We start from the raw sequence: 24,545 nt of genomic DNA on the forward strand, positions 1-24,545 counted from the left end.
TATGGGTCAGAAGGTTCATCCAATCGGTATCCGCCTTGGTGTTGTAAAACGTCATAACGCCAACTGGTATGCGAGTCCGAAACAATACGCTGAATACTTGCTTAAAGATCTTCAAGTTCGTGAGTTTTTAACTAAAAAACTTAAAAGCGCGATGATCAGCAATATTCTTATCGAACGTCCTACAGGCGCTGCTAAGGTAACAATTAGCACTGCTCGTCCAGGTATCGTTATCGGTAAAAAAGGCGAAGACATTGAGAAATTACAGCGTGAACTTACCAAGATTATGGGTGTTCCAGCGCAAGTAAGCATCAACGAAATCGATCGCCCAGACTTAGACGCTCGTTTAGTTGCTGAAGCAATTGCTTCACAATTAGAGAAACGTGTAATGTTCCGTCGTGCTATGAAGCGTGCGGTTCAAAACACTATGCGTGCTGGTGCTAAAGGTATCAAAGTTGAAGTTTCTGGTCGTTTAGGTGGTGCAGAAATTGCACGTACTGAATGGTATCGTGAAGGTCGTGTACCTTTACATACACTTCGTGCTGACATCGACTATGCAACTATGCGCGCTGAAACTACTTACGGTACGATTGGTGTTAAAGTTTGGATTTTCCGTGGCGAGATCTTAGGTGGCATGAAACAAGTCATGAACCCTGCTCCTGCTGAAGAACGTCCAGCTAAACGCGGTCGCGGTCGTGGTGAAGGTCAAGAGCGTCGTGGTCGTCGCAATGATCGTTCTGCTGAAAAAGGAGAATAATCCATGTTGCAACCTAAACGTACTAAATTCCGTAAGGTGCAAAAAGGCCGTAACACTGGTCTAGCGCATCGTGGTAGCACAGTATCTTTCGGTACAATCGCACTTAAATCTGTTGAGCGTGGTCAAATGACTGCTCGTCAAATCGAAGCTGCGCGTCGTACAATTAGCCGTCGTGTTAAACGTGGTGGTAAGATCTTTATCCGTGTTTTTCCAGACAAACCAATTACTGAAAAACCATTAGAAGTTCGTATGGGTAAAGGTAAAGGTTCTGTGGAATACTGGGTTTGCCAAATCAAACCAGGTAAGATCTTGTACGAAATGGATGGTGTTAGTGAAGAATTGGCACGCGAAGCGTTTACGCTTGCAGCTGCTAAGCTTCCATTTAAAACCACTATCGTTACTAAGACGGTGATGTAATGAAAACTAAAGATCTACGTGAAAAATCGGTAGAAGAGTTGGCAGCTTTGCTTGATGAGCAACAGCTTAACCAATTCCGTCTTCGTATGGCGAAAGCAACTGGTCAATTGGGTAAATCGCATGAAGTTGCGTTAACTCGTAAGACTATTGCTCGTATCAAGACCCTCCTTACCGAAAAACAGGGGAACGCACAATGAGTGAGCAAACAGTTCGCACGTTAACAGGCAAAGTAGTAAGTGACAAAATGGACAAGTCTATTGTTGTACTTATTGAACGCCGCGTTCAACACCCGTTGTATGGCAAATCAATCCGCCGTTCAACAAAATTACACGCTCATGATGAGAACAACACTGCTAAAACTGGCGATGTTGTAACCATTAAAGAAAGCCGCCCAATTTCAAAAACTAAAGCTTGGACTTTAGTGGAAGTTATTGAAGCAGCTGCTGAGTAATTAGACGTTCTTGTTGCATCATCGGTCAATTTCGAGTACTCTTTGAGCCTTTCGAAATTGCGACCGGTGATGCTCGGTTTTGGAGTAGGGCAATGATTCAGACCGAAAGTATGCTAGACGTAGCAGACAACAGTGGTGCTCGCCGCGTACAATGTATTAAAGTACTTGGTGGTTCACATCGTCGTTATGCTTCTGTTGGCGACATTATTAAAGTTACTGTAAAAGAAGCAATTCCGCGTGGCCGTGTTAAAAAAGGTGACGTGATGAATGCAGTTGTAGTTCGTACTAAATTCGGTATTCGTCGTCCAGACGGTTCTGTGATCCGTTTCGATGATAATGCTGCAGTTATCTTGAACAACAACAAGGCTCCGATTGCCACTCGTATTTTCGGACCAGTGACTCGTGAACTTCGTACTGAACAGTTCATGAAAATCATTTCATTGGCTCCTGAAGTTCTATAATAGAGGCAATCATGGCTAAGATTAGAAAAGGCGATCAAGTAATTGTGATCGCAGGTAAAGAAAAAGGCAAACAGGGTACTGTTTTGTCTGTTTCAAATGACCAAGTTAAGGTTGAAGGCCTTAATTTAGTTAAGAAGCATCAAAAGCCGAACCGTGCAACAGGTGCTGAAGGCGCTATTGTTACACAAGAAGCTTCGCTTCATATTTCAAACGTGGCAGTTTTTAATGCTGCAACCCAAAAGGCTGACCGTGTTGGTTACCAAGTGATTGAAGGCGTGAAAACTCGCGTTTACAAATCAAATGGTGAATCAGTGGCGGTAGCGAAGTAATAGGTTGAACTAGGCTATGGCCAGACTTAAAACACGTTATAACGACGAAATCCGAGCTAAGTTGAAAGAAGAACTTGGTTTGGGCAATGTGATGGAAATTCCTCGCATTACTAAAATCACCATCAACATGGGTGTTGGTGCGGCTTCAGCTGACAAGAAATTGTTAGATGGCGCTTTGGCGGATATGCAAGCTATTGCTGGTCAAAAACCAGTTCTTACATTAGCGCGCAAATCAATCGCTGGTTTTAAAATCCGTGATGGTTGGCCGATTGGTTGTAAAGTAACTTTACGCGGCGAACAAATGTACGAATTCTTAGACCGTTTGATCTCTATCGCTATCCCTCGTATTCGTGACTTCCGCGGTTTTTCTGCGAAATCATTCGATGGTCGTGGTAATTATTCAATGGGTCTCAAGGAACAAATTATGTTCCCTGAAATCGATTTTGATAAGATCGATCGTATTCGTGGTATGGATATTACTATCACTACGACTGCTCGTACTGATGACGAAGGCCGTGCGCTAATCCGTGCATTCGGCTTCCCGTTCAAATAAGAGGTCGATATGGCTAAGAAAAGTATGATTAATCGCGAATTGAAACGCGAAACTACAGTTGCTAAATACGCTGCAAAACGTGCTGAATTAAAAGCTACGATTGCAAACGTAAATGCATCTGATGAAGAACGTTTCGAAGCGATGATGAAGTTACAAGCATTACCACGTAATGCGTCTCCAGTACGTCTTCGTAACCGTTGTGGTTTAACTGGTCGTCCTCATGGTTACTTCCGTAAGTTCGGCTTAAGCCGTAACAAATTACGTGACACAGTAATGCAGGGTGATGTACCGGGCGTTGTTAAGGCAAGCTGGTAAGGAGCGACTATAAATGAGTATGCAAGATACCGTTGCCGACATGCTAACACGTGTTCGTAACGCACAAATGGCAAAGAAACAAACTGTTTCTATGCCTAATTCTAAGTTGAAAGTTGCAATTGCAAACGTACTTCAACAAGAAGGTTACATTTCAAATGTAGAAGTTGCTGATCTTGAAGGCAAAGCTACTTTGACAATTACTTTAAAATATTTTGAAGGCAAACCAGTTATCGAAACTGTGAAACGCGTAAGCCGTCCAGGTCTACGTCAGTATCGCGGTAAAGATGCACTTCCGAGCGTTAAGCAAGGTTTAGGTATTGCAATTGTTTCTACAAGCAAAGGCATCATGACTGATCGCGCTGCACGTGCTGCAGGCGTTGGTGGTGAAGTTATTGCTTTTGTTTCTTAATAGGTGATTCCTCATGTCTCGTGTGGCTAAAGCCCCAGTAACTGTACCTAACGGTGTAGCAGTTACTCAGAACGGCCGGCAGGTCGAAGTGAAAGGCAGCAAAGGTACGTTGTCTTTCAACCTGCATGCGCTGGTCGAGCTTAAACAGGAAGAAGGTCAACTTCATATTGCTCCAGTTAAAGAATCTCGCGATTCTTGGATGCAAGCTGGTACTGCTCGCGCTGTTCTTAATAACCTTGTAAAAGGTGTTAATGAAGGCTTCGAACGTAAGTTACAACTTATCGGTGTTGGTTATAAAGCTGCGGTTAAAGGTACAGTTGTGAACCTTAACCTTGGTTATTCTCACCCGATTGATTACGCTCTTCCTGAAGGTGTAACTGCTGAAACTCCGACTGCTACTGAAATCATTTTGAAATCAGCTAACAAGCAATTGTTAGGTCAAGTTGCTGCAGAAATCCGTGGTTATCGTCCACCAGAGCCGTATAAAGGTAAAGGTGTTCGCTATTCTGACGAAGTTGTTCTTCGTAAAGAAGCTAAGAAGAAATAAGGCGCGAGGTTCTTATGAACGAAAAGAAACAATCCCGTTTGCGTCGTGCGAAAAGCACACGCTTGCACATTCGTGCATTGGGTGCGACTCGCTTGTGTGTAAACCGCACGCCGCGTCACATCTATGCTCAAGTTATTTCTGCAGATGGTGGCAAAGTATTAGCGCAAGCTTCTACTTTGGATGCATCTTTACGTAGCGGAACTACAGGTAATGTAGATTCAGCTACTAAAGTAGGTGCTTTAATCGCAGAACGTGCAAAGGCTGCTGGTGTAACTAAAGTTGCATTTGACCGTTCTGGTTTTAAATATCATGGTCGTATCAAAGCCTTGGCTGATGCTGCTCGTGAAAACGGCTTGGAGTTCTAATCATGGCTAAAGTTGAACAAAACGAAGGTCTTGTTGAAAAGCTGGTTGCCGTTGATCGTGTAGCCAAAGTTGTTAAGGGTGGTCGTATCTTCTCTTTCACAGCATTAACTGTTGTGGGTGATGGTAATGGTCGTGTAGGTTTTGGTCGCGGTAAAGCGCGTGAAGTTCCAGCTGCTATTTCTAAAGCACTTGAAGCTGCACGCCGCAACATGATCACTGTTGATCTTGTTGATGGTACTGTACAACATCCTATTCATGCTCGTCATGGCGCTAGCCGTGTTTACATGCAACCTGCATCTGAAGGTACTGGCGTAATCGCTGGTGGTTCTATGCGCGCAGTTTTAGAAGCTGCTGGTGTACGTAACGTATTGACGAAATGTTATGGTTCTACTAACGCGGCTAACGTTGTAAATGCAACTTTTAATGGTTTACGTGATATGACGTCTCCTGAGAAAGTTGCTGCTAAACGTGGTCTTTCAGTAGAACAAATTTTAGGGTAATCAATCATGAAAACGATTAAAGTTACCCAGACTAAATCTTCTTCGCATCGTTTGAAAAATCACAAACTTTGCCTACAAGGTTTAGGTCTGCGTCGTATTGGTCATACAGTAGAAGTAATAGATACACCTTCTAACCGTGGTATGATCAACAAAGTCTACTATATGGTTAGTGTAGAGGAATAAGCCATGACTCTGCGTTTAAATGAGCTTGCACCTGCTGAAGGTGCAAAACGTGATAATCGTCGTTTAGGCCGTGGTATCGGTTCTGGTGTCGGTAAGACTGGTGGCCGTGGTGTCAAAGGTCAGAAATCACGTAAAAGTGGTGGCGTTCGTCCAGGCTTTGAAGGTGGTCAAACTGCGTTATATCGTCGTTTACCTAAATTCGGTTTCACAAGCCAATTGGCTTTGAAAACTGCTGAAGTACGTTTGTCTGAACTTGCTAAAGTTGAAGGTGATATTATTTCACTTGAAACTTTGAAAGCTGCGAATGTTGTACGTAAAGATATGTTGCGTGCTCGTGTTGTTCTTTCTGGTGAAATCACTCGTGCATTCACTGTTCAAGGTGTTGCATTGACTAAAGGCGCTAAAGCTGCTCTTGAAGCTGCTGGCGGTAAAGTCGAGGAGTAATCGCGAGTGACTATGTCTCCTAGTTCTTCAGGTCATGTTAACATGATGAAAGGTCAACCATTTCATGTGAAATATCGTGAAATTATTCGCCGATTAATGTTCTTGATTGGTGCATTGGTAGTCTTTCGACTAGGAGCGCATATTCCGCTGCCAGGTATTGATAATGTTGCTCTAGAACGTTTTTTCAAAGCTAATGAAGGTACTTTTTTAGGTTTGTTTAACATGTTCTCGGGTGGAGCATTAGAACGAATGTCCATTCTGGCGTTAGGTATCATGCCGTACATTTCTGCATCTATTATTGTGCAGTTGATGTCGACCGTGGTGCCTTCGTTAGAAGCATTGAAGAAAGAAGGCGAGCAAGGTAAGCGTAAGATTAATCAATATACGCGTTACGGCACCCTTTTACTCGCATTAGTCCAAGGTATCGGGATGTGTGCTGGTCTAATCAGTCAAGGTATTACTTTGACTTCGGGACTGGCTTTTTACATTCCAGCGCTAACATCGTTAGTTGCAGGTACCATGTTCTTAATGTGGTTAGGTGAGCAAATTACTGAACGTGGTGTTGGTAACGGTATCTCAATGATTATCTTTGCAGGTATTGTTGCTGGTTTACCAAACTTAGTGATTCAAGCATTTACTTCGGTAGATAATGGCCAATCAAGTTTAATTGGTTTGGCTATCTTTGGATTGCTATCAGTTGCTGTTTTAGCAGCGATTGTGTTTATTGAAAAAGCTCAACGTCGTATACCTGTGAACTATGCTCAAAAACAGCAAGGTCGTCGTGTATTCACTGCACAGCAAACGCATTTGCCATTGAAGATCAACATGGCAGGGGTTATTCCAGCAATTTTCGCAAGTTCGTTATTGTTGTTCCCTGCAAGTTTAGGTCAATGGTTAGGCAGTGCTGATCCAAATGCAGGAATTGTAAAACGTAGCCTACAAGATTTGGCATTGGTATTATCGCCTGGACAACCGTTGTATTTAGTGCTCTTCGGTGCGTTAATTATCTTTTTCTGTTATTTCTATACGGCGCTTGTTTTTAGCCCGAAAGAAGTATCAGAGAACTTGAAACGCAGTGGAGCTTATGTACCTGGTATTCGCCCAGGTGAGCAAACTGCTCGTTACTTAGATCATATTCTTAATCGTTTGACGTTTATTGGTGCAATCTACATTACAGTCATCTGTTTAATGCCGATGATTTTACAAAGTTCTTTTGGTATTCCATTCCATTTGGGTGGTACCTCATTACTTATCGTAGTTGTTGTTGTTATGGACTTTATGGCTCAGCTTCAAGCCCATTTGACATCACACCAGTATGACGATCAATCGTTAATGAGAAAAACGACTGCTCATCCTAAGGGATAAGCGCACTTAGAAGGTTTCATCATGAAAGTACAAGCTTCTGTAAAGAAAATTTGTGGTAGCTGTAAAGTTATCCGTCGTAATGGGGTTATTCGCGTAATTTGCAGCGCAGAACCTCGTCATAAGCAGCGTCAAGGTTAATTTAATTAAGACCTGTTGATTTCAGTAGGCTAATTAGGTTATTATCCGCCCCTCAAGATTTTTGTGGGGCGGTTGATTATCTCTACTGCCTTTTTGGAGAAATTTGAATGGCTCGTATTGCCGGTGTAAACATTCCGGATAACAAGCATGCTGTTATCTCTCTCACGTATATTTTTGGTATTGGCCGCCACACAGCTAAAAACATTTTAGCTGCTGCAGGTATTACGACTACTACTAAAATTCGTGAATTAGATGATGCTCAGCTTGATGCGATTCGTGCAGAAGTTGCTAAGGTTCCGACCGAAGGTGACTTACGTCGCGAAATTTCCATGAACATTAAACGTTTAATGGATTTAGGCTGCTACCGCGGTCTTCGTCATCGTCGCAGCTTGCCTGTTCGCGGACAACGCACCAAAACTAACGCACGTACCCGTAAAGGTCCGCGCAAACCTATTAAGAAATAAGATTTCTGGAAGCTAAAAGATGGCTAAAGATACTCGCACACGCAAGAAGGTCACTCGTACCGTCTCTGAAGGTGTTGCACACATTCACGCTTCTTTTAATAACACCATTGTTACGATTACTGATCGTCAAGGTAATGCATTGGCTTGGGCTACTTCAGGTGGACAAGGCTTCCGTGGATCACGTAAATCAACTCCGTTTGCTGCTCAGGTAGCTGCTGAAGTTGCTGGTAAAGCTGCTTTAGATTACGGTTTGAAAAACTTGGACGTCCTTGTAAAAGGTCCTGGTCCAGGTCGTGAATCTGCGGTTCGTGCATTAGGTGCAGTGGGTTATAAAATTAACAGCATTACCGATGTGACACCGATTCCGCACAACGGTTGCCGTCCACCTAAAAAACGTCGCGTGTAAGGAGAAACATTCATGGCTCGTTATATTGGTCCAAAATGCAAACTCTCTCGCCGCGAAGGGACAGACCTGCAATTAAAATCTGGCGTTAAACCATTTGACGTCAAAACAAAAAAATCTGCTAAAGCTCCTGGTCAACATGGCCAAAGCCGTGCTAAACAATCAGAGTATTCACTACAATTACGTGAAAAACAAAAAGTACGTCGTATGTACGGTGTTTTAGAGCGTCAATTTAGTAACTACTACAAAGAAGCTGCTCGTGTTAAAGGCGCAACAGGTGAAAACTTGTTGAAATTGCTTGAAAGCCGCCTCGATAACGTTGTTTATCGCATGGGTTTTGGTTCTACACGTGCAGAAGCTCGTCAGCTGGTATCTCACCGTTCAATCACTTTAAATGGTCGTCGTGTTAACATCGCGTCTATCCAAGTTAAAGCGGGCGACGTGATTGCAGTTCACGAAAGCGCTAAACAACAATTACGTATCAAAAACGCAATTGAATTAGCTGCTCAACGTGGAACAGCTGCTTGGATTGAAGTAGATCATTCAAAACTTGAAGGTACATTTAAAGCTGCACCAGATCGTTCTGATTTACCTGCTGAAATCAACGAAAGCTTGATTGTAGAATTGTATTCTAAATAATCCTTGAGGTAGCAATAATGACGCGTACTGCAAACGAGTTTCTAACTCCGCAAGCGATCAAGGTCGAAGCGGCAAGCGGGACCTCGGCAAAAGTGATTCTTGAACCATTAGAGCGTGGCTTTGGTCATACTCTTGGTAATGCTTTACGTCGCATCCTTTTGTCTTCTTTACCTGGCGCAGCCGTGGTTGAAGTAGAGATAGAGGGTGTCGAGCACGAGTACAGTACTTTAGAAGGCTTGCAGCAGGACATCGTCGAGCTCTTGCTGAACCTAAAAGGATTGTCTATTAAGCTGTTCGATCAAAACGAAGCATATTTGACATTGGAAAAACAAGGTCCTGGCGATGTAACTGCTGCTGACCTTCGTTTACCACATAATGTTGAAGTGGTTAACCCTGAACATCTGATTGGTACTTTAAGTGCTTCAGGCTCATTAAAAATGCGCTTGAAAGTTTCTCAAGGTCGTGGTTATGAAACTTCTGACTCACGTTTCCCTGAAGGCGAAACGCGTCCTGTAGGTCGTCTACAGTTAGATGCTTCTTATAGCCCGATTAAACGTGTGTCTTACACAGTTGAAAATGCTCGTGTAGAACAACGTACTGACCTTGATAAGCTCGTCATTGATCTTGAAACGAATGGAACTGTAGATCCTGAAGAAGCTATCCGCAAAGCGGCAACAATCTTGCAACAACAAATTGCAATTTTTGTTGATCTTCAGAAAGATCAAGCTCCAGTTGCTCAAGAGCCACGTGAAGAAGTTGATCCAATCTTGCTTCGTCCAGTTGATGATCTAGAGCTTACTGTTCGTTCTGCTAACTGTTTGAAAGCAGAAAATATTTACTACATTGGTGATCTAGTACAGCGTACTGAGGTTGAGTTGCTTAAAACTCCTAACCTTGGTAAAAAATCGCTTACTGAGATCAAAGATGTTCTGGCTTCTAAGGGCTTACAGCTCGGCATGCGTTTAGAGAACTGGCCACCAGCTAGTCTCCGTATGGACGATCGTTTCGCCTATCGTAGCCGTTAATTAAGTAGGACTATCACCATGCGTCATCGTAATAGTGGTGTGAAATTAGGCCGTACCAGCAGCCATCGTAAAGCGATGTTTCAAAACATGGCTAATTCTTTGTTTGAGCATGAGTTAATTAAAACTACTGTGCCTAAAGCAAAAGAGTTACGTCGTGTAGCTGAGCCTTTAATCACTTTAGCTAAAAACGATACTGTAGCAAACCGTCGTTTGGCGTTTGCTCGTACTCGTTCAGCAGCAACAGTTGGTAAATTATTTACCGTTCTTGGCCCTCGTTACAAAGAACGTAACGGCGGTTATCTACGTGTTCTTAAAGCTGGTTTCCGTGCAGGTGATGCTGCACCGATGGCTTATGTAGAACTTGTGGATCGTGAAGTAAACTAATTACTCACGTCACAGAACAATCGGTTGTTCGAAAAAGGTCGGTGTTTCACCGGCCTTTTTTTATGCTTTTTTGTTGGACAATTTATGGTTTTGTCCCAAATTGACTTAAATTTCGTCAGAAAAATGCAAACTTGACATTGCGTATTGTCAGATTTGTGCTTTAATAAAAAAGTACTCTTAAAAAGGTTATAAAAACAACATGGAAAAGCAAGTTGATATTCTTATCGTTGGTGCAGGTATCTCTGGTATTGGTGTAGCTGCGCATCTTTCAAAACACTCACCACAACGTTCATTTGAAATTATTGAGCGTCGTGAGAGCTTCGGTGGAACTTGGGATTTATTTAAATATCCGGGTATCCGTTCCGATTCAGATATGTCTACTTTTGGGTTTAATTTTAAACCATGGCAAAAAGCCAATGTCTTGGCAGATGGCGCTTCGATTAAAGGTTATATTGCTGAAGTTGTCGATGAATTTAAATTAAAAGATAAAATTCATTTTAATCAGCGTGTACGTACTGCAAATTATGATTCATCAATTAAAAAATGGGTCGTACAAATTGAAGATGAAAATCAAAAACTCAATACGTGGGTTGCAAACTTTGTAATCGGATGTACGGGTTATTATAATTATGACCAAGGTTATCAACCTGATTATCCAGGTAAAAATGATTTTAAAGGCGAATTTATTAACCCACAATTTTGGCCTGAAAACTTAGATTATACGGGTAAAAAAGTGGTGATTATTGGTAGTGGTGCAACAGCTATTACCTTAGTGCCTGCGATGTCAAAAGGTGGAGCAGGGCATGTGACCATGTTGCAACGTTCACCAACCTATATTGCTTCAATCCCATCTATTGATTTTGTCTATGACAAAATGCGTAAGGTTTTACCTGAAGATGTGGCCTATAAGTTAACCCGTGCACGTAATATTGGTATGCAACGCGGTATTTATGCGCTTGCACAAAAACAACCGAAGTTACTGCGTAAGTTCTTACTCAAATCGATTGAAATGCAATTAAAAGGCAAAGTGGATATGAAACACTTTACCCCAACATATAATCCGTGGGATCAGCGTTTATGTGTTGTGCCAGATGGCGACTTATTTAAGATTTTACGCTCTGGTAAAGCCAGTGTTGAAACAGATCAAATTGAGAAAATTACTGCAACAGGTATTCAATTAAAATCTGGTAAGCATTTAGATGCAGATATCATCGTTTCTGCAACAGGTTTAGAAATCCAAATCTTGGGTGGTATCAAAGCTACAATTGATAATAAGCCAATGAATACGTCTCAGCACATGCTGTATCAGGGTGTGATGGTTAGCGATGTGCCAAATATGGCAATGATCATTGGTTATATCAACGCGTCATGGACATTGAAGGTTGATATTGCAGGTGAGTATATTTGCCGTCTTGTAAACTATATGGACAAGAAGGGCTATGACGAAGTTATTCCACAAGGTGATGCAACTGAATTGATGGAAGATACGGTGATGGGTAGTTTAAGCTCAGGTTATATTGCTCGTGCGGCGGATGTGATGCCGAAACAAGGTAAGCATGCACCTTGGAAAGTGTCGAATAACTATTTAGCAGATCGTAAAGAACTTAAAAATGCCAAGTTTGAAGATGGTGTTTTAAAATTTCATAAGCGTGAAGCACAACTCGCAAAAAAGCCTAAACTGGTTTCTTAATCAAACCTAGAAGCAACCAAACTAAGAAATAGCAAAATAAACAAGCTATGAAATAAACAAGGAGCGTAAGCTCCTTTTTTATTGCGACATAAAAATTGATTTAAAAAGAATGCTTGGTGATAGAAAAAGGAGCCAAAGCTCCTTTAATAGTAATTGGATAAATTATAAAGAACGGGAAATCAGTTCTTTCATAATCTCGTTTGTACCTGCATAAATACGATTTGCCCGATTATCGATATAAGCACGTGCAATTGGATATTCCAGCATATAACCATAACCACCATGTAATTGAAGGCATTCATCAACCACATTAGAGAATACTTCTGAAATTTTGTATTTTGCAGCAGCTGCAGCATCAACACCTAAGGTGCCTTCAAGTTGTAATTCCATACAACGATCGAGGTAAGCACGGCAGAAATCAATTTCTGTGCGCATTTCAGCAAGTTTAAAGCGTGTATTTTGAAAAGCACCGATCGGTTTACCAAACGCTTTACGGTCTTTGGTATATTGAACGGTGTGTGCCAACGCTGCTTCTGCGCCTGCTTGGCAGATAATCGCGACCAGCATACGTTCCCATGCCAACTCTTTCATCAGCATGATAAAACCCATGCCTTCCATACCCAATAAATTTTCTTTTGGTACACGAACATCTTCAAAGAACAATTCACAAGTATCTTGTCCTTTCATACCAATTTTATTGAGTGGTTTGCCTTTGCTAAAGCCAGCACGGTCAGCTTCAACGATAATCAAAGATAGGTTGGCAGAACCTTTCTCTGAACTGCCTGTTTTACATACCACAATTGCCATATCACATAGATAACCATTGGTAATAAAGATCTTAGAACCATTGATCACATATTCATCCCCGTCTAAAACGGCGGTGGTGCGAACACCTTGTAGGTCTGAGCCTGTTCCCGGTTCTGTCATCGCAATGGCTGTGACGGTTTCTCCAGAAGCCATTTTAGCAATCCAATGTTTTTTCTGTTCTTCATTACCAAAGTTGTTGATGTAGTTGGCAACAATATCCGAGTGCAAAGAAAAACCTGTAGAAGAGTCCATTGCATAGGCTTGTTCTTCAATCAGAATCATACTGTAGAGGCGATCTACGCCATAGCCACCATATTCTTCAGGCATGGTTGCGCAGAGCAGCCCCATTTCACCTGCTTTGTTCCATAAATCGCGATCTACATGTTGTTGCTGTTCATATTTAGCAATATTTGGCACAACTTCTTTTTCATAAAATTTACGTACTGTTTCACGAAAAGCATCGTGATCGGAATTAAACAATTTACGAGGCAACATATTGGTTAAAGGTCGGATAGCACCTGATTGCATTTTTATAATATCCATATGAGTTTTAGTGAGTTGAAATTATGTGAATTGCTTATGTGTCGCAATGAGATGAATGCTCAAAACTCATTTTTAAATGATGAATTTGGTCATTTAGAAGAATTTAGCGAGAAATTGATCGGGAATCGGGTAAACTAAGTCAGAATTAACCATTGGGGGAAAATGATGTCAGAAGAACTTACTTTAGAAGAACGTAAAGTGATTTATCGTGCTCGTCGCGGTTTAAAAGAGATTGATGTATATTTTGACCCATACGTAAAACAATATTACTTAGCAGCAAGTGCGCAAGAAAAAGCCTTGTTTAAAGAGTTAGTTGATCAGGAAGACCCAGATTTATTGGATTGGTTTATGGAAGTTTCAGAGCCACCTCGACCTGAACTCAGAAGCTTGATCAATAAACTTAAAGATTATGTCCACGGATGAGTTAAAAACTCACCAACGATATCAATTCAAACCCAGTCGTATTGCACTGGGTTTTCAGCTTTTGTGTTTAACAATTATTTTTATAGTGCTGTACTCGATTATCACTGTATGGATAAGTGGATTACTGCTGTTGTTGGCATGCTTCAGTCTAAAAATATTTAGAATGCGTCCACAAGTCCGAAGTTTAGAACATTTTGATTTAGATCAGTGGACCCTACAATATGAGGATTCCAATCAAATTCATCATGTGCAAATTCAGCAAATGATTGATCATCGATTTTATATCGCAGTGTATTTTTGTGAGAAAAACAATAAAAGTTTAATTATTTGGCAAGATCAAGTGAGCAAAATACAGTGGAAATCTTTAAAATCTCGGGTAAAATTAAGTTAATTGTCTAACAAATATAAAAAATCTAATTTAAATTTAATCCAAATAAAACATAATCTTATTTGTATTTTTGTTTATTTAATATCCATTGTTAGACCAAATATATACAAAATAGCGCAATTGTAAAATTGTCAGACAATTATCTCTGTAAAAATCTGATTTTGCATGTAAATTAAAAATACCAACAGCGAGGAGGAATTTCCAAATGGGTGAAATTCATACGTTTTGGTTCTTAGTGGTTGCAATTGTTTTTGCAATTATATTTGGAAGACTAGGAACTATGCTGAGGGAACAGATTGAGAAAGCTAACGCTAACAGTGTTAACGGTAGCAAATTTAAAAGACTTAAAACCAATAAACTCTCTTAAAGAGTTTACCTTTTAACAAGTAGCATGTGCTGAACCGTCGCAATGCTACTTTTTTTTGCTTAAAATTTGTATAAAAACCAGATTAGGTCAATTGAATACTTTCTATATTGTGGCAAATTCTTCAGATGAAATTAGAGCTATTACTCTGTTATTCAGAGATTGCATCTGATATTGTTATTTTAAAAGGGATATAAACACAATTATATAGAGGACAGGAAGTATGTCTAAGGTCCACAAGCTTGGTCAATTGATGCTGACCGCTGTTGTTGCCTCATCTGTGTTATCAGGTTGTTCATATGTTGTAAAATCAGGTGCCAATGTTGCGCTTGGCTTTAGTGAAAAACATATCGTCCCACCCATTTTGGCGGGCAATGATACAGATATGGCGTGCAACTCAGGCAATGCATTAACGCCAGCGATTATGGCAACAAAAGATATGGGGGCCGACCCCACCCGTATGGCGGTATTGTTATATTCAGCTGCGGGGATGTGTGCAGAAAATCGTGCTTTGGATGCAGAACTCAGATATTTACGTGCTTCAAAAGATGGTAAAGTGACTGAAGCGCAAGATGCTCGTATAGAACAAAAACGTTGGGCAGCCCTTGCCGCAGAACGTCAATACACGGGTTATCAATTATTTGCAGAACGTTGGCAGGCAAAATATAAATATACTTTAGGTGATTCTTGTCCAACCATGCGTAAGGACTTAGATCAAACCATCTATTTAATTGGTATGCTCAGTGGTTTGCAAGCGATGACCAATGACATTAACTCTGGTGGTGCAGTCAATGTACCGAAAGATATTGCTGCGATTGTTGAACGTGGTATGGCATGTCTAGACAATAACAAATTCTGGGGTGCGCCAATGGCGACCCGTGCAGTGATTTGGATATTATTACCAGGTGCAGGAGATGGTAAGCCTGATCCAACCCAGACCTTACAACAATCAATGCAAATCGCAGAACAAAAAGGTGTTCGTCTAGCATTTGCAATGAATGCCGTTGCAGCACAAGCCAGTGGTGATGACGCTAAATTAAGAGCGGCGTTAAAAGCTTATGCCGCATCGCGTGCAGATGATAAGCCAGTAAACCCTGAATTTAGATTGTTAGATGGTATGGCGGGTCAAATGGTTCAAGGCATTGCAGATCGTTATTGGACTGAACATACTGGTGTTCGTGCAGCAGATGATGGAATGACCACATTCTGGGATGAACAAGCATCTACGGGTGATGATGAATTGTTTAATGATTTACCTGCACCGACTGAAGAGCCAAGTGCTTCAGCTGACGAACCTGCAGCAAATCCGTAGTATTCAATTGCATGAATTGGTTAGAATTGAGGAAGAGCGACAGCTCTTCTTTTTTTATGGTGTAGCATGGAACAACACAAGTTAGATAAAAATATATTGTTTATTGCAACCTGTATCATTTTTTTTGCAATTCTTCAGCTTTTTCAAAATCATTTCATTTATCAGCATGATGTTTTTTTAAGCCAGCCTTGGCGTTGGTGGACAGGGCATTGGGTTCATGTGGGATGGATTCATTATGTTTTAAATGTTGTGGCTTTGGCCTGTTTACCCTTTTTATTTCCAAACATTAAAAAGCAAGTTTTTATTGCTTTATTGCTTATTTTACCGCCTTTACTCAGTCTCTGTTTTTATCTGATTTATCCTCATATTTTTGCTTATGCAGGTTTGTCTGGGATTCTTCATGGTCTGTTTGTATTTTGTGCGATCGTCAGTTTAAAAGAAAAGCCAGAACGAAATTTTGCCTTCATCGTACTGTTATGCATCCTCGGCAAAATCGCTTGGGAACATTTTTTTGGTGCACTACAAACTGAACAATTGATAGGTCATCCTGTTTTAATACAGGCGCATTTGCTTGGGGTGATTTTTGGAAGTATTTGTGCCATTTTGAGCTTAATTTTTCGCCTTAATGTCATCAAATAGAAAGCAAATCAACGCTATTATTTGTATGAAATATTATTTTATAAAATTTCATTATTTTGATGAGGTTAAGCACATAGCATTGTAAAAATATTTAAAAAATAAATTTGAATAAATGCTTTGTAATGAATGGATAGTGATTCTCATTTGTGGTTAATTATGTGAATATTACATCTATTTTAGTGATAAAAAATATAAGTACTGAGTTGTTTTTTCACATTTAATGATAAGACTATAGATGAGTTGACAAAAAGCTCGCCAAAAAAATTAATCTTTGTCATGTTTTTCTTAGGAAAATTAAGGCAAATTTGAGTAGTGATGATAGGAATGGGTATTGGTAAAGGATTTTACCTCTCACCTAATAATAAAAGATAAGCTGTGCAAGCGATTGTACACTGGTTATAAAAACTGGAATAACAATGCAAGAACCTGTAAATAATAGATCGGGATTAGGTCTACTCAGTTATCTCTGGAATGAGTGGTTCTCAACCTTTTCCATCCTTATTCTGCTTCTCCTGACCTTGATCATTGGGACAGGGGATATGATTCATGGGCAAATGCTTCGTTTAGGTGAACGCCTATATGGAGACGAAAAAATAGGAATGCAATATTCCTTTTTACGTGCTGAGCCCAACAAACCTTCATGTGACCGCAATGTAGATATCGATAAGCTTGTCAAAGAAAAAATGCAACAGGAAGCCAGTGATCCTGATGCGGCATTTTTTGGTTTAACACCAGAAGCAGATGTTCGCGCTTCATTCGTTTCAGCTCAAACGGATTGTGAACAGAAATATGCGTTCTATGATAAGTCGATCAAACATATGGAAGATCATCCATCCCTTCGTACATATCGTTCGATGGAAACGGGGTTCTTCTGGATATTAAAATGGGGCTCTGAACATCGCGTACTCATCCTGATTTTGATGGTGGTGATCGCGGCAATTACAGCATCATTGAAGATGCATCATATTGGACTACGTCCAGCGCGTACCAAGCTTGATTTTAAAGTCTATAACATTGCGATGGTGCTGGGGAATGCCTTACTGAGCTTCTCGGTCATTAGCCAATATCGTTCAGTACTCAATTCTGGTGTTGAATCGACCCTTGAAACGATTGGGGTCTATTGGTTATGGATGATCCTGTTTGTAGTCTTAACAGTCATCAGCCTGTTTAAATTATTCCGGACACCAGAAAATGCTGAAGAAGGCGGTAAATTTGGCCTTGCGCTGTTGAGCATACCTTTATATGCCTTTATGGCAATTGTGACAGGTATTGCGTTTACTTTCTTTATGGACTACCCAATGGGGCAAGGTATTTACCTTGGCTTGTTGACTGAATTTTCAAATATCTTCCTTAACTTAGCACTGTTTATTTGGGCAGGGATGTTATTGACCCAAACACGTGTGATGGATCTTTTCTTAGCGATTCTTCGTCCTTGGAACTTAGCGCCTGAAACATTGACGTGGATCATTTTGATTGGTGCTGCAATTCCAACCGCATATACAGGTGCTTCGGGAATCTTCGTTGTTGCTGCTGGTGCAATTATCTATAAAGAAGTGTGGAATTCAGGTGCTCGTCGTCAATATGCACTTGCGGTTTCAGCAATGTCAGGTTCGCTGGGTGTTGTACTACGTCCGTGTCTCTTGGTGATCTTAATTTCAATGCTGGATAGCCGTCATGTAACTTCAGACGAGTTATTTAATCATGGTATTTATGTATTCTGGTTAACCGCATTTATTTTCTTAGGGGTGTCGTTATTCCTTGCTGAGAATAAGTTCCGTATTAACTCACCGAAAACCGCTGTCCCTGGTATGTTGCGTGCTTTCGTTCCAGTGCTTCCATATATCTTGATTGTTGCTGTCGTGATTGGCTTCTATCAGTTTGGTCTGGACACGAAAATGGATGAATTTACTGCACCTGTAATTCTTCCAATCATGTTATTGGCATTTATTTTATTTGATAAGTTATTTGGTAATAAATTACCGATACCAGAAAACCCAAATAAAGCGCTTGCTCTAGAACATGAAAAAAATTCTGAATACTTACGTGAGCATGGCGATACCGCTGAAACAAAACGTGGCTTCCGTAGCGCCATTCGTTTTGCAACATCGGAAAGTGTTGGTCATATTGGTGCGTTAATTATCTTAATGGCATTGTCTGCAAGTGTTGGTGGTCTGATTGAACGTAGTGAGATCGTGACCATGGTTCCAACGCATCTGGGTAGTATCTTGGTAACACTCGGCTTTATGGCATTGTTACTTGCATTAATTGGTATGACAACAGATCCATTTGGTGCGGTGATTCTTGTTGCTGCGACGATTGCGCCAGTTGCATTTGAAAATGGTATTCATCCGATTCACTTCTGGATGATTGTACTGGTTGCATTTGAGTTTGGTTATGTTACGCCACCTGTTGCGCTCAACCATTTGCTGACGAGGCTCTCGGTCGGTGATGCAGAGGTTGCCGCCGCCGATGCAGAGGCAAAAGCCAAATATACAAGCTTCTACTATCGTTATGAGCGTTGGATCTTACCAATCGTGGTGCTGTTCTCAGCATTGGTGATTGTGACCTATGCGCCGTACATGTTTAACCTGTTTGACTGGTATGCCAGTAAATAATTGAATGTCTAAAAAGCGCCTTCGGGCGCTTTTTTTCTGTCTGTAGATTTTGAATAGATTTAGTGATCTTCAAATTGAAACTGCTGAATGTACTCACTCGGCGTCAAACTGGTTTCACGTTTAAACATGGCACTAAAGGCACTGGCACTGTCATAGCCCAAATCCAGTGCAACATTGAAAATTGATTTATTCATTGCCAAATCAGTCATGGCTTGCATCAACCTTGCCTGCCGTACCCAATGACTAAAATGCATATTGGTTTCTTTCTGAAAATGTCGAGTGAGGGTTTTCGGACTAACATGTAAAAATTGGGCGGCATGTTCGAGTGTCCATGTATGGCTAAGATCAAGTTTGATTTCAGCACAAAGCTTTTGCAATTTAATATTTTGTGGCTCAGGTAAATTAAATGGTAGAACAGGGAGAAGCTCCAACTCATCTAAAATCAGTTCAAGCAATCGTGCTTCACGACTTTGAGGATGGATCGTGGTTTGAATCTGCATCGCGGAGCGAATAAGCTCTTTTAGCAGGGGTGAGATCGTGACAACACGACATTCATTGACTAATTTTAAACGTGCGTCTGGCTGAATAAATACACCATAAGCTTGCACATCACCACTGATCAGTAAGGCATGAGCCTTATATGCTGGAATCCATACACCGCGTCCCGGTGGCGTGACCCATGTTCCTTCTGTCGTTTGAATACGGATAACCCCAGAAAGCGTATGAATCAGTTGGATACGCTCATGGCTATGCCAATCTTCAATATGCCCATGGGAATAATTTTCAGTAAAGGCATAAATTGGATAATCTAAAAATCCATGATCATAATTATTCCCCACGATTTACTCCTCAATCAATACGGCACTGCCAATCATATATTCGTGGAATTGGCTTAGTCCTCAAGCATAATGTTCTTTTTGCGATAGTTATTGTCATTTTGTCGTACAAATACAAAATGATTATTTTTTAACATGGTTGAATCTTTCTGTATAGGCAGAGCAGCATGTTTCAAAAAGCTTATTTCTATCCATTGTTTGCCATTTTATTTTGGGCTGGAAATGTGATTGTGTCTAAAATGGCAAGTCATGCAATTTCACCTGTGGCGATTACATTTTATCGTTTGGTTTTTGCGCTCGCGGTGATGAGTACTTTTGTATTGATTCCCACGTGGAAAAATCGCCATATTATTCGCCAGTATTGGAAACATTTGGCTTTAGGTGGATTTCTTTCTGTATCCTTATTCCAATTTTTGTCTTATCAAGCAGCGACAACCACAACAGCGACCAATATGGCGATTGTGACGGCATTGATTCCATTATTGACGATTATTTTAAGTACATGGATTTTAAAGGATCAGATTAGCTATGGCTTAGTGATCGGAGGCTTCTTATCATTCTATGGTATCTTGTATTTATTGAGTCATGGGCATATTGCTCAAGTTTTTAGCCAAGGGATGCATCTTGGCGATGGCTTGATGTTACTTGCCGCAATCGGCTACGCCTTATATGGTGTGCTGTTAAAACGTTGGAAAATGCCGATCCCTGCATGGCAATCGAATTTTGTGATGTCGAGCTTTGCCATCTTATATGTTTTGCCGTTTTTTATCTTTTTACCTGCATCGCAAATGCAACTGAATCAACAGACCATTCCTTTGATTTTGTACGCCAGTATTTTCTCATCAATTTTATTGTCTTATTTATGGATTGAAGGTGTAAGACATTTGGGACCCAATAAAAATAGTATTTTTATGAATTTATTGCCCGTGTTTACAGCTTTAATTGCCGTGGTGCTCTTGGGTGAACATTTACAAGTTTTTCATTTGGTTGGTGGTGGTTTAACACTCTGTGGAATTTTATTGGCGCAAATTATTCAAAAGCCAATCCAATGGAAAAAATCAACACAGCAGTCATTGGACTCACTTTAAAATATTGAAATGACTATTGTTCAAATTAAAAAAAGCCTTAACTTATAAATAAGTTAAGGCTTTCTGATATCAGATCGTCATTTTTGCACATGATCAAAAATTATTGATTTTGTGCGGCCATTTGCTGTTGAAGTAGCTTGATTTGCTCTTCCTTAAGTTTAATCAATTGATCCGCATCAGCATGTTGTGATTTGAGGTTTTGTTGCTGATCATCAAGTTGTTTTTGGATGTCTTCTAGTTTAGCCACTTCTTCTTTCGCTAAACTGGCATTTTCAGGAATTTTATCTTTTAAAATGGATGCTTTGACCAATTCTACATTGGCAGCCTCTGAAGCAGCACTTTGTTCAACAGACGTTGCCACAGGTGGTGCCGTTGTTTCCACTTTCTTCGCAGCAGGTGTAGTCTGGTTCAATGGCTCATTGATTTGGGTGCTTTCAGAGGTGTTATTTAACCAGAAAAAAATAGCAATTAAAACGATAACTGCCCCCAACCCGCCTGCAATAATCCACATTAATTTTGAATTGTTTCTTTGTTCTATATGCATTTTATTCGGTCCGATCTATTTTGAAGAGCGAGGCTTGAATTGAATGACCCCAATTTCATCAGGTATAGCAGGTTCTTCAGGCGCATCTACATGGGTAGGGCGATTTTCAGAATATCCACACTCGATGCATTCAATCCATTCAGCATCGCCTTGGGTGAGCATAACAATACGATCCATCGCTTCACATTTTGGACATTTTGCACCAGCAATGAAACGACGTCTAATATTCATACACCCACCACACTTTAAACAATTTTGGCCGTTAGTTTAAGCGTTTTTTTAGCTATTCGTCCAACCTTGATGACGTAATAATGCATCTATTTTAGGTTCACGACCCCGGAAATTGATAAATGCATCAAGTGCTGTATCTTTTCCGCCAACTGCAAGGATTGCCTTACGGAACTCTTGTCCAGTTTGGGTATTAAACACACCTTCATGTTCAAAGCGGTCAAAAGCATCACTTGCTAAAACTTCTGCCCATTTATAAGAATAATAACCCGCAGCATAACCACCCGCAAAAATATGACTAAAGCCATTCTGGAAGCGATTATAAGGTGCTGTTGCTAAAACGGCATACTTCTGGCGAATATCATCTAAAGTTGCTTGGATTTGTTCAGCATTTAGGGCAGGTGTAAGTTTATGAATGGTTAAATCGAACAATGCAAACTCAATTTGTCGTAAAGTTTGCATACCTGACTGGAAGAAACGAGCATTTAGTAAGGCTTTTAAAAGATGCTCAGGAAGTGAGTCTTTAGATTCTATATGTTCACTGATTAAAGCCAAGCTTTCCGTATCCCATGTCCAAAATTCCATAAACTGGCTAGGTAACTCCACGGCATCCCATGCAACGCCGTGCGTTCCAGCAACTGCAATATTGTCTACTTCGGTCAACATATGGTGTAAGCCATGACCAAACTCATGAAATAAGGTATTCACTTCATCATGCGTTAATAGGGCCGGCTGATCACGGACAGGTGGGGTAAAGTTCCCAACCATATAGCAGATTGGTTTTTGTAACCCCGTTTCGGTTTGCATACGCGAGCGGAAACCACTCATCCATGCACCACCACGTTTACCGTTACGTGCATAGAGGTCAAAGTAAAAACCACCAATCACAGTGCCTTGGTCTTCTAGTTCATAATAATGGGCATCTGTATGCCAAAGTGGTGCTTGGCGTTCAATGACTTGAATCCCATATAAACGATTGACCACATTAAATAAGCCTTGAATCACTTTAGGCGCAGGGAAGTATGGTTTTAAATCTTCCTGAGAAAGGTTGAACTGTTGAACTTTTAGTTTTTCAGAATAATAACCGCTGTCCCAAGGTTTTAGCTCATCTATGCCATCTTGTTTGGCAATGGCTTTGAGTTCTTCGATTTCTTTTAATGCAGGTGTACGTGCATGCTCTGCTAAATCAACCAGAAATTGATCAACAGTGGCCACATCGGGTGCCATTTTTGAAGCAAGTGAGTATTCTGCAAAATTGTCAAAACCTAAAAGCTTGGCCATTTCCTGACGTAAGCTGAGGATTTCAACCATCACGGGTGCATTGTCAAATTGCGTATCGCTGGCTTGATCTGAGGCGCGTGTAACATAAGCGTGATAGATTTCTTCACGGAGCGCGCGATCTTCTGCATAGGTCATGATGGCCAAATAAGATGGAATATCTAAGGTAGCAACAGGCTGATCTAGTTCGCGTTGTTGACCATATTGTTTGAGTAATTCAATACTGCCTTGCGGTAGACCTTTAAGCTGATCCGTGGTTAAAGTTTTGCTATAGGCTTGGGTTGAATCCAAAACATGATTAGAAAAATCAGAAGACAATTGGGATAATCGTGCTGAAATTTCTGCATAGCGTTTTTTAGCCTCACCTTCGAGGGCAACACCTGAAAGTTTAAAATCACGTAAAGCCAGCTTAATTGCACTTTGTTGCGCCGTTGGCAAGTCGCTAAAAATCGCATGATCATAAACATTTTGATAAGTTTGGAACAAAGCAACGTGTTGACCGATCTGGGTGTAGTATTCACTTAGACCCGGCAATAAGGCTTGATAGACTTCACGCGTTTCAGTGTTATTCATCACTGCGTTGAGGTGTGACAAAATTCCCCAAGATTCACTCATGTTATTTTCAAGTGAATCTACATTTTCGATCACTGCAAGTTGTTGTTGAATGCTTTCAGGGACTTGCACCAAGTCATTTAAAAAGTTTTGACCGTCTTGGATGGCTTTTTCAATATTTTGTTTGAGTTGATCTAAACTAATTTGATCAAATTGCGGTACTGGCAACGTTGCCTGTTCTAGTGTCATGAGCTTTATGCCAAATCATTTCTTAAGTTATAGATAGATGTAGGGCTTCTGGCAGGGGAAATCAAGGTGTGACAATAAAATTAACACAGATGTTAATGGACTTGTTTGGTTTTGAGGTTGTATTCAAAAGGGATAGAATATGCGCCCGCATCAAAACTGATGCCCAAAATATCTTTTTTAAGATAAAAGCCATTTGCATTTTTTAGCGCAATAAAATTTCGATCTTCAGCATAGTATCGGTATAGGTATTGCAGATCTGCGCTATCACAGTCATTAGACGTTTTAGAAAGCGTTGCTGTTTTATTTTCAATACATGGGTCAAGTTGCTGAGCAATTTCATTTGAGATTTGTGCTGCAGACAATTGATATTTTTGTAGTATTTGGGACAATGTTGCGAACTGTTTATTTTTTAAATCGATCACATAATACTTTTCACGATAATAGCTTTGTCCGCCTTCAATTTCTAAATGGGTATAAACACTTAAATAGTTTTGATCCTGATAGATCTTTCCTGAACTAAAGTCGATACGTGTAGCATCATCTGCCAAAAGTTCGTGTTTGATCTGTTGGTTGATTTTTTCAAAACCTTTGCCTTGGATAAAGGGAATATTTCCTGAAAAATTCGTATATTGGGGGGGAATAGTTTGGGTTTTAAAGGTGATGGTTTCAGCAGAAGCTACAAAGCTGAGTAGCAGTATTGAGAGTGATAGTATATTTTTAATTTTCATGCTGTTATTTCTAGAGTTATTTGAGTCGCTATGCATGCATTATAAAACAAGGAAGATTCTATGAGGGTACAAGAAAAGTATTTTTAGACGTATTCAAATTTAAAATTTTAATGAT

General features: G+C 40.4%; 34 protein-coding genes and 1 pseudogene. 29 read left to right on the forward strand and 6 right to left on the reverse strand.

Features of this window, described 5'->3' with window-relative positions:
* Nucleotide 1 precedes the first annotated feature (1 nt).
* The 22 genes and pseudogenes from rpsC to PYV58_RS02205 all read left to right on the forward strand — a co-directional run bounded on the left by rpsC (nt 2) and on the right by PYV58_RS02205 (nt 11,836).
* Nucleotides 2–818: pseudogene (rpsC, locus tag PYV58_RS02100) on the forward strand (30S ribosomal protein S3).
* Entirely contained in the window at nt 758–1,171 is a 414-nt protein-coding gene (gene rplP, locus PYV58_RS02105) for a 50S ribosomal protein L16 (protein WP_004725694.1), read from the forward strand. Before rpsC ends, rplP begins: the two are co-directional and overlap by 61 nt.
* Nucleotides 1,171–1,368: a 50S ribosomal protein L29 gene (gene rpmC / locus PYV58_RS02110; RefSeq protein ID WP_004725696.1), complete on the forward strand. Its 198-nt coding sequence runs from the start codon at nt 1,171–1,173 to the stop codon at nt 1,366–1,368. The genes rplP and rpmC overlap by 1 nt, the downstream gene beginning before the upstream one ends.
* Nucleotides 1,365–1,622: a 30S ribosomal protein S17 gene (rpsQ, locus tag PYV58_RS02115; RefSeq protein ID WP_004725698.1), complete on the forward strand. Its 258-nt coding sequence runs from the start codon at nt 1,365–1,367 to the stop codon at nt 1,620–1,622. The genes rpmC and rpsQ overlap by 4 nt, the downstream gene beginning before the upstream one ends.
* 92 nt (nt 1,623–1,714) lie before the next feature.
* Nucleotides 1,715–2,083 (forward strand): 50S ribosomal protein L14, encoded by a 369-nt coding sequence (gene rplN, locus PYV58_RS02120; protein ID WP_004725701.1) that lies wholly within the window; start codon nt 1,715–1,717, stop codon nt 2,081–2,083.
* An 11-nt stretch (nt 2,084–2,094) separates the two neighbouring features.
* On the forward strand, nt 2,095–2,412 hold the full coding sequence (gene rplX, locus PYV58_RS02125; protein WP_004725703.1) for a 50S ribosomal protein L24: 318 nt from the start codon (nt 2,095–2,097) through the stop codon (nt 2,410–2,412).
* Between the two features lie 16 nt (nt 2,413–2,428).
* A complete protein-coding gene (gene rplE, locus PYV58_RS02130; protein ID WP_004725705.1) occupies nt 2,429–2,965 on the forward strand; it encodes a 50S ribosomal protein L5 in 537 nt (178 codons plus the stop codon).
* Between the two features lie 9 nt (nt 2,966–2,974).
* Entirely contained in the window at nt 2,975–3,280 is a 306-nt protein-coding gene (gene rpsN, locus PYV58_RS02135) for a 30S ribosomal protein S14 (RefSeq protein WP_004725707.1), read from the forward strand.
* 13 nt (nt 3,281–3,293) lie between these two features.
* Nucleotides 3,294–3,689 carry a 30S ribosomal protein S8 gene (rpsH, locus tag PYV58_RS02140; protein WP_004725709.1) on the forward strand — a complete coding sequence of 132 codons (396 nt, stop codon included), beginning with the start codon at nt 3,294–3,296 and terminating at the stop codon, nt 3,687–3,689.
* A gap of 13 nt (nt 3,690–3,702) precedes the next feature.
* Nucleotides 3,703–4,236, forward strand: a complete 534-nt coding sequence (rplF, locus tag PYV58_RS02145; RefSeq protein WP_004725711.1) for a 50S ribosomal protein L6 — start codon at nt 3,703–3,705, stop codon at nt 4,234–4,236.
* Nucleotides 4,237–4,250: 14 nt separating this feature from the next.
* The gene (gene rplR / locus PYV58_RS02150) at nt 4,251–4,601 is read left to right on the forward strand and encodes a 50S ribosomal protein L18 (RefSeq protein WP_004725713.1); all 351 of its coding nucleotides are present in this window, start codon (nt 4,251–4,253) and stop codon (nt 4,599–4,601) included.
* A 2-nt stretch (nt 4,602–4,603) separates the two neighbouring features.
* The gene (rpsE, locus tag PYV58_RS02155) at nt 4,604–5,101 is read left to right on the forward strand and encodes a 30S ribosomal protein S5 (protein ID WP_004725715.1); all 498 of its coding nucleotides are present in this window, start codon (nt 4,604–4,606) and stop codon (nt 5,099–5,101) included.
* Nucleotides 5,102–5,107: 6 nt separating this feature from the next.
* Nucleotides 5,108–5,284 (forward strand): 50S ribosomal protein L30, encoded by a 177-nt coding sequence (rpmD, locus tag PYV58_RS02160; protein ID WP_004725717.1) that lies wholly within the window; start codon nt 5,108–5,110, stop codon nt 5,282–5,284.
* Between the two features lie 3 nt (nt 5,285–5,287).
* Nucleotides 5,288–5,728, forward strand: coding sequence for a 50S ribosomal protein L15 (gene rplO / locus PYV58_RS02165; RefSeq protein ID WP_004725719.1), 441 nt, complete (start codon nt 5,288–5,290; stop codon nt 5,726–5,728).
* A 45-nt stretch (nt 5,729–5,773) separates the two neighbouring features.
* Nucleotides 5,774–7,093, forward strand: coding sequence for a preprotein translocase subunit SecY (secY, locus tag PYV58_RS02170; RefSeq protein ID WP_171066869.1), 1,320 nt, complete (start codon nt 5,774–5,776; stop codon nt 7,091–7,093).
* Between the two features lie 21 nt (nt 7,094–7,114).
* Nucleotides 7,115–7,231, forward strand: coding sequence for a 50S ribosomal protein L36 (gene rpmJ, locus PYV58_RS02175; RefSeq protein ID WP_000867907.1), 117 nt, complete (start codon nt 7,115–7,117; stop codon nt 7,229–7,231).
* Nucleotides 7,232–7,338: 107 nt separating this feature from the next.
* Nucleotides 7,339–7,695: a 30S ribosomal protein S13 gene (gene rpsM / locus PYV58_RS02180; RefSeq protein WP_004725722.1), complete on the forward strand. Its 357-nt coding sequence runs from the start codon at nt 7,339–7,341 to the stop codon at nt 7,693–7,695.
* A gap of 19 nt (nt 7,696–7,714) precedes the next feature.
* Nucleotides 7,715–8,101 carry a 30S ribosomal protein S11 gene (rpsK, locus tag PYV58_RS02185; protein ID WP_001040166.1) on the forward strand — a complete coding sequence of 129 codons (387 nt, stop codon included), beginning with the start codon at nt 7,715–7,717 and terminating at the stop codon, nt 8,099–8,101.
* Nucleotides 8,102–8,113: 12 nt separating this feature from the next.
* Entirely contained in the window at nt 8,114–8,737 is a 624-nt protein-coding gene (gene rpsD, locus PYV58_RS02190) for a 30S ribosomal protein S4 (RefSeq protein WP_004725725.1), read from the forward strand.
* A gap of 17 nt (nt 8,738–8,754) precedes the next feature.
* Nucleotides 8,755–9,762 (forward strand): DNA-directed RNA polymerase subunit alpha, encoded by a 1,008-nt coding sequence (gene rpoA / locus PYV58_RS02195; RefSeq protein ID WP_004816876.1) that lies wholly within the window; start codon nt 8,755–8,757, stop codon nt 9,760–9,762.
* Between the two features lie 18 nt (nt 9,763–9,780).
* Nucleotides 9,781–10,146 (forward strand): 50S ribosomal protein L17, encoded by a 366-nt coding sequence (gene rplQ, locus PYV58_RS02200; RefSeq protein ID WP_004281488.1) that lies wholly within the window; start codon nt 9,781–9,783, stop codon nt 10,144–10,146.
* Between the two features lie 199 nt (nt 10,147–10,345).
* Nucleotides 10,346–11,836 carry an NAD(P)/FAD-dependent oxidoreductase gene (locus PYV58_RS02205; protein ID WP_275059695.1) on the forward strand — a complete coding sequence of 497 codons (1,491 nt, stop codon included), beginning with the start codon at nt 10,346–10,348 and terminating at the stop codon, nt 11,834–11,836.
* Between the two features lie 162 nt (nt 11,837–11,998).
* Here PYV58_RS02205 and PYV58_RS02210 read toward each other — a convergent pair whose 3' ends face one another.
* Nucleotides 11,999–13,171 carry an acyl-CoA dehydrogenase family protein gene (locus PYV58_RS02210; protein WP_004725731.1) on the reverse strand — a complete coding sequence of 391 codons (1,173 nt, stop codon included), beginning with the start codon at nt 13,169–13,171 and terminating at the stop codon, nt 11,999–12,001.
* A gap of 180 nt (nt 13,172–13,351) precedes the next feature.
* Between PYV58_RS02210 and PYV58_RS02215 the strand changes: the two genes are divergently transcribed.
* The 6 genes from PYV58_RS02215 (at nt 13,352) to PYV58_RS02240 (ending at nt 18,927) form a co-directional block, all read left to right on the forward strand.
* On the forward strand, nt 13,352–13,609 hold the full coding sequence (locus tag PYV58_RS02215) for a succinate dehydrogenase assembly factor 2 (protein ID WP_004816878.1): 258 nt from the start codon (nt 13,352–13,354) through the stop codon (nt 13,607–13,609).
* Between the two features lie 163 nt (nt 13,610–13,772).
* Nucleotides 13,773–14,000 carry a hypothetical protein gene (locus PYV58_RS02220; protein WP_004725735.1) on the forward strand — a complete coding sequence of 76 codons (228 nt, stop codon included), beginning with the start codon at nt 13,773–13,775 and terminating at the stop codon, nt 13,998–14,000.
* A 202-nt stretch (nt 14,001–14,202) separates the two neighbouring features.
* Nucleotides 14,203–14,364 (forward strand): hypothetical protein, encoded by a 162-nt coding sequence (locus PYV58_RS02225; RefSeq protein WP_004725737.1) that lies wholly within the window; start codon nt 14,203–14,205, stop codon nt 14,362–14,364.
* A gap of 220 nt (nt 14,365–14,584) precedes the next feature.
* Entirely contained in the window at nt 14,585–15,673 is a 1,089-nt protein-coding gene (locus tag PYV58_RS02230) for a hypothetical protein (protein WP_034614362.1), read from the forward strand.
* Nucleotides 15,674–15,739: 66 nt separating this feature from the next.
* Nucleotides 15,740–16,312 (forward strand): rhombosortase, encoded by a 573-nt coding sequence (gene rrtA / locus PYV58_RS02235; RefSeq protein WP_034614358.1) that lies wholly within the window; start codon nt 15,740–15,742, stop codon nt 16,310–16,312.
* A gap of 416 nt (nt 16,313–16,728) precedes the next feature.
* Nucleotides 16,729–18,927 (forward strand): TRAP transporter large permease subunit, encoded by a 2,199-nt coding sequence (locus PYV58_RS02240; protein ID WP_034614355.1) that lies wholly within the window; start codon nt 16,729–16,731, stop codon nt 18,925–18,927.
* A gap of 59 nt (nt 18,928–18,986) precedes the next feature.
* Here PYV58_RS02240 and PYV58_RS02245 read toward each other — a convergent pair whose 3' ends face one another.
* Nucleotides 18,987–19,766 carry a helix-turn-helix transcriptional regulator gene (locus tag PYV58_RS02245; protein WP_034614351.1) on the reverse strand — a complete coding sequence of 260 codons (780 nt, stop codon included), beginning with the start codon at nt 19,764–19,766 and terminating at the stop codon, nt 18,987–18,989.
* Nucleotides 19,767–19,930: 164 nt separating this feature from the next.
* Here PYV58_RS02245 and PYV58_RS02250 point away from each other — a divergent pair, with 164 nt between their 5' ends.
* The gene (locus PYV58_RS02250) at nt 19,931–20,851 is read left to right on the forward strand and encodes a DMT family transporter (protein WP_034614348.1); all 921 of its coding nucleotides are present in this window, start codon (nt 19,931–19,933) and stop codon (nt 20,849–20,851) included.
* A 100-nt stretch (nt 20,852–20,951) separates the two neighbouring features.
* Here PYV58_RS02250 and PYV58_RS02255 read toward each other — a convergent pair whose 3' ends face one another.
* The 4 genes from PYV58_RS02255 to PYV58_RS02270 form a co-directional block, all read right to left on the reverse strand.
* Nucleotides 20,952–21,395, reverse strand: coding sequence for a hypothetical protein (locus PYV58_RS02255; RefSeq protein WP_034614345.1), 444 nt, complete (start codon nt 21,393–21,395; stop codon nt 20,952–20,954).
* Between the two features lie 15 nt (nt 21,396–21,410).
* Nucleotides 21,411–21,620 carry a YheV family putative zinc ribbon protein gene (locus PYV58_RS02260; RefSeq protein ID WP_171066870.1) on the reverse strand — a complete coding sequence of 70 codons (210 nt, stop codon included), beginning with the start codon at nt 21,618–21,620 and terminating at the stop codon, nt 21,411–21,413.
* A gap of 54 nt (nt 21,621–21,674) precedes the next feature.
* Nucleotides 21,675–23,702 carry a M3 family metallopeptidase gene (locus PYV58_RS02265; protein WP_034614343.1) on the reverse strand — a complete coding sequence of 676 codons (2,028 nt, stop codon included), beginning with the start codon at nt 23,700–23,702 and terminating at the stop codon, nt 21,675–21,677.
* Nucleotides 23,703–23,794: 92 nt separating this feature from the next.
* Complete coding sequence (locus PYV58_RS02270) at nt 23,795–24,430, reverse strand: hypothetical protein (protein ID WP_034614339.1); 636 nt, start codon at nt 24,428–24,430, stop codon at nt 23,795–23,797.
* Nucleotides 24,431–24,545 lie beyond the last annotated feature (115 nt).

This window comes from Acinetobacter sp. TAC-1, assembly GCF_029025845.1.
In the GTDB taxonomy this organism is placed as follows: Bacteria; Pseudomonadota; Gammaproteobacteria; order Pseudomonadales; family Moraxellaceae; genus Acinetobacter; species Acinetobacter guillouiae.